Annotated in this window: 5 protein-coding genes; 4 read left to right on the plus strand and 1 reads right to left on the minus strand. The window is 48.0% G+C overall.

The genetic code is table 11. The annotated features are described in order from the left end of the window. The first annotated feature begins 424 nt into the window (after nt 1–424). Together H6F50_RS01075 and H6F50_RS01080 are read left to right on the plus strand one after the other, a co-directional pair. Complete coding sequence (locus tag H6F50_RS01075; protein ID WP_190425359.1) at nt 425–832, plus strand: ChuX/HutX family heme-like substrate-binding protein; 408 nt, start codon at nt 425–427, stop codon at nt 830–832. A gap of 86 nt (nt 833–918) precedes the next feature. Next, nucleotides 919–1,665, plus strand: coding sequence for a DUF6816 family protein (locus tag H6F50_RS01080; RefSeq protein WP_190425362.1), 747 nt, complete (start codon nt 919–921; stop codon nt 1,663–1,665). A 384-nt stretch (nt 1,666–2,049) separates the two neighbouring features. Here the strand turns inward: H6F50_RS01080 and H6F50_RS01085 are convergent, their stop codons facing one another. Continuing rightward, the gene (locus H6F50_RS01085; RefSeq protein ID WP_190413358.1) at nt 2,050–2,484 is read right to left on the minus strand and encodes an SRPBCC domain-containing protein; all 435 of its coding nucleotides are present in this window, start codon (nt 2,482–2,484) and stop codon (nt 2,050–2,052) included. Nucleotides 2,485–2,636: 152 nt separating this feature from the next. Here H6F50_RS01085 and H6F50_RS01090 point away from each other — a divergent pair, with 152 nt between their 5' ends. After that, the gene (locus H6F50_RS01090) at nt 2,637–4,028 is read left to right on the plus strand and encodes a malic enzyme-like NAD(P)-binding protein (protein WP_190425365.1); all 1,392 of its coding nucleotides are present in this window, start codon (nt 2,637–2,639) and stop codon (nt 4,026–4,028) included. A 177-nt stretch (nt 4,029–4,205) separates the two neighbouring features. After that, the coding region (locus H6F50_RS01095) for a hypothetical protein (RefSeq protein WP_190425368.1) at nt 4,206–4,861 on the plus strand (656 nt) is incomplete at its 3' end.

Consider the following 4,861-nt stretch of genomic DNA (forward strand, 5'->3'; position numbering starts at 1 on the left):
GAAGAGATTCGCCTTTTCGCCTGAAAGAGTTCCGCTAGTGATGTCGAAGTGAACCGGAAATCGTCTTTTAAGACATCGCCCTTCTGTATAATATGGATGCCAGTGCCATCGGTCGCAGAGACAATCGACTGTGCCTGTGCCGCTGCGCTGAATGCAAAAGCATTCCCATGCAAAAGCTAGAACAAGGGAAGAAAGAAAACCGAAAACAATTGTGCTGAGTTTTAGTTGCTTGTTGGCTTTGTTCGGAGTTTCAATAGATAGCTAATTTGATGCGTGGATGATTTTGTATACTTTAAAAGGAGGGAGAATTGATTCATCTAAAATGATTTCTTCGACAAAAACCTTAGGATTACTTAGAGAATTGGTCATCCTAATGTCACACTAATGTTAGCAAAGATTTTCTTCTTCAACATTCAAATTTACCATGAAAGCTAATTTGAAAGACTTTTTAGAATCCTGCGAAAATTTAGGAATACTGCGTCTGATTGTGACCAGCAGTGCTGCTGTTTTGGAAGTCCGCGGCCCGCTGAAAAAGCTGTTTTATGCAGAATTACCTAAAGGTAAGTACGCTAATATGCACGCCGACATATTCGAGTTTCACCTGAATATGGATGCTATCAAGCAGGTAAAATTTGAGACAGGCGAATCAAAACGGGGTAACTTTACTACCTATGCTATTCGCTTTCTGGACGAGAAAAGTGAACCCGCCTTGAGCGCATTTCTCCAGTGGGGCAAACCAGGAGAATACGAACCAGGACAAGTAGAAGCATGGCAGTCCCTTCAGGAGAAATATGGAGAAGTTTGGGAACCAGTACCCGTTGATTCGGTGTAGTCGAAATGCTTGAAAACCCGGTAAATTGAGGATCTTTCTGTGTTTAAAAGCTATATAATCCTACAAACAAACCCACGTTTACCGTGATGCGACGAGTCTTTTGGGGTTGTTTCCTAATTTTGGGGTTGCTGCTATGGGGAGGGGAAGCGCAGGCGGGGCTTTTGGCTGACCGTTTGGCGCAGTTTCCTCACTGGGACAGCAAACCACCCGTCAGCGCCGCGAAGGGCGACTTAGTTTATCCTGACTGGATGGAAGGTACTTGGAACGTCACCAGTACGTTAGTAGATTTAGTGGCACCCTTAGCGCCAGAAATTGTGACGCCAGGGTTTGAAAGCAATCGTCGCCAGCTGAATCAGCCCGTTAGTTTCCCAGTGCGATTCAAAAATCAAGCCGCGATAACTGTCTCAACAAAAGGCAAAAATCAGCCGGTAGTGGCAGATCGGGCGTTTAACGGGTTGAGTATCGGGAAGGCATATTTAGGCGATCGCGCGATCTTATCGGTCAAAGTCGATCCCAATTCTCCCAATCGTCAGGTGACTTTACTGCGAGGCGATCGCCAGCTAGTCTCAATTGTCACGAGTCGAGGCACCGAAACACTCGCCCCAGATCGATTTATTGCCACAGAAGTGTCTCAGCAAGTCTTTCGCGGCACGCCTCAGCCGTATTTCAATATTGTAGAAACCACAACTGCTTATCAATGGATTCACTCATCCATTGAAGCCGATCAAGTAACAGCAATTTACCTCTCGCCTCAAGATCCAGACTATTTCAAAGCTGTCGATCAACCCGTCGCACTTTATCGCTATCAACTACAACTTTTGCCAGTTGAATAGCTAAACGCGATAAATGGCGTCTCTACGTGACTTCAGATCGGGGTGCATGGGTAGACGGCTCCACAAGCTAGACAATTTCTCGCCTAATCTAGCCCTACTTCTTTGCTTTCGAGAAGTTCCCACCTACATAAAGTAAAAAACCGTGGGAGTTGGAGTTCCACGGCTTCTGAAGGAGTCTTATCTTAAAACAATCTTATTCGGTAGCAACTTATAGAAAAGGGCTGGTAACAGTTTTTGTAACCGAGTTGCCCCAGCCAGTAGAAGCTGCGGCTATATAGCCAAAACCCGGATGGTGCGCGGGTTTTAATTTCATCAGTCCGCAACGGGAGACTGAAGTTTATGTCGCCGCAATTTTTAATTGCCAAGGCAAGGTGTTCCCAGAATTTACATCCGTTCCACATAACGCTTCAACTCCCGCGCCATCCGCTTGATGCCTTGCTGCTCATCATCCCGAATGAAAGGCATAAATACACGAGTCAGCACCCCTGAGAAGGTGTTGCGGTGGAAGTATTTAGTCCGCCCAATACCAATCTCTTGCAACTCAAAGACATACTCATTTTTAAAGCCAGGAATCGAGGAAACCCAAGCGAGGCATAGTCCAGACTGCACTCTAGTAATCAACGGCTGAAACTCTGTTTCCTCCTCACCCGGTACGCGCCGCACAGAGAGTAAAACTTCTTCCCCCTGCTTAAATGGCACCGTTGGATCGAGGTCAAATAAAAAAGTGTTCCACTTGTACCACTTTTCTTTTTTCAACAGAACCTGCCAAACTTCCTGCTTAGGAGCATTAATTTCAATTTCGGTATAGAGACTCGCCATTATCGCGGCAGCTAATCCGGTAGTGTAACTGGGTACAATTGGAAACTTGCAGCTCCTTTAGGCTAGGAGCGAACAATTTTGGATTTTGGAGGAAAGGATTTTAGATTCCCAATCCAAAATCTATCATCTTAAATCTAAAATCCTTAGTCAGCATGGTCAACCTAACACCCAACTCTAGCTTCAGTTTAACGATTCGCCTCCAGATTCCCAATCGCACTGGGATGTTAGCAAGCATTACCACCGCGATCGCTAGTGTCGGCGGTAACATCGGTCAAATTAGTTTAATCGAGCGGACTCGCAATATTGTGGTGCGAGAAATCACCGTCGATGCTGCCAGCACGGAACACACCGAACAAATTGTGCAAGCCGTGAAAGGATTGCCAGATGTCAAGGTAATCGATGTCTACGATTGCACCTTTAACTTGCACCGCGGCGGCAAAATCGCGATGCAGAGTAAGATTCCGCTGAAAAGTCAAGCCGATTTAGCAATGGCTTACACTCCCGGCGTCGGTCGCATCTGTATGGCGATCGCATCTGACCCGGAACAGGTTCACACTCTCACGATTAAACAAAACACGGTTGCGATTGTTACCGATGGTAGCGCTGTACTGGGATTGGGCAACTTGGGCGCAGCCGCATCATTGCCGGTAATGGAAGGCAAAGCGATGTTGTTTAAAGAATTTGCCGGGATTGATGCCTTTCCGATTTGCCTAGATACCCAAGACACAGATGAAATTATCCGCACGGTAAAAAATCTTGCCCCAGTCTTTGGCGGCGTTAACTTGGAAGATATTGCTGCCCCCCGTTGTTTCGAGATTGAAGCGCGACTGCGGCAGGAACTCGATATTCCGGTGTTTCACGACGATCAACATGGCACCGCAATTGTTAGCCTTGCCGCATTGATTAACGCCCTCAAGTTAGTGAAAAAATCCTTAGCGGATGTCCGAATTGTGATTAATGGGGCGGGTGCTGCTGGGGTAGCGATCGCTCGTTTGCTCAAGAAAGCGGGCGCACAATCCATCTGGATGTGCGATTCCAAAGGCATTCTCTCCAGCCAACGTACCGACCTCACCCCGGAAAAGCAAGAATTTGCTGTCGAAGCCAGCGGTAACTTGGCAGATGCGATGCAGGGATCGGATGTCTTTTTAGGCGTCAGTGCGCCCGGAGTTGTAACGCCGGAAATGGTGCGTTCGATGGCAAAAGATCCGATTGTCTTTGCAATGGCGAATCCTATTCCTGAAATTCAGCCGGAATTAGTCACAGAAGATGTCGCGGTCATGGCAACCGGACGCAGCGACTACCCGAATCAAATTAACAATGTCCTCGCCTTCCCTGGCGTTTTTCGCGGGGCGCTCGATTGTCGTGCAGAGACCATTACCACCACGATGTATCTAGAAGCCGCTTACGCGATCGCTTCTTTAGTCAAACCCTCCGACCTCGACCGGGAAAACATCATTCCCTCCGTGTTCGACCCGCGCGTTGTCAATGCCGTCGCCGGTGCCGTGCAAGCCGCCGCCCGTCAAGAGGGCATCGCCCGCCATTAAGCGAGAAAAGCAGCTGGTTCCAGGCGCAATCTATCGCGTCTGGAACTGGAAAGCGGGGAAGCGACCAACAATCGACTCCCCATTTTCATCTTTGAAATAGTTTGCTCTACAGATAGAGTTTCAATTTTCTAGATATTGGAAGAATAAGGGGAAATACTGCGTTCTTGCTAGGGAATAATGAGCTTTAGTTTCTTTGACCTCTTCTGGGTATTTCTGGCTGTCAGCTCGATCTTGCCCGCCTTCCAACAACGCCGCTTGGCTTTTCAGCGAGTGCAAGCCTTGCGGAATTTTGAGCGATCGCGCAATAGTCGAGTGATTTTGCTAATTCACCGGCAAGAATCGATTAGTTTCTTAGGAATTCCCATCTCGCGCTACATTAGCATTGAAGATTCAGAACAGGTGCTACGGGCAATTCGCCTCACACCTCCCGAAGTTCCCATCGATCTAATCTTGCATACCCCAGGTGGTTTAGTGCTAGCAACCGAGCAGATTGCTCGAGCGTTAATTCGCCACCCTTCCAAAGTCACCGTGTTTGTACCCCACTACGCCATGAGCGGCGGCACCATGTTAGCTTTAGCATCTGATGAAATCGTCATGGATGCCAACGCTGTCTTAGGTCCAGTCGATCCCCAGTTGGGAAATATGGCAGCGGCGAGTGTCCTCAAAGTCATCGAACAGAAGCCAATTAGCGAAATCGACGACAACACGATCATCATGGCAGACCTCTCGCGCAAAGCGATGGATCAGGTGCAGCGCTTTGTCCGAACCCTCTTGAAAGACAATATTCCCCAACCGAAAATTGCTCCCGAAAACATCGAACGGATTGTGGACGC

Origin of the sequence: Coleofasciculus sp. FACHB-712 (assembly GCF_014695635.1) — a bacterium.
Lineage (GTDB): Bacteria > Cyanobacteriota > Cyanobacteriia > Cyanobacteriales > FACHB-T130 > FACHB-T130.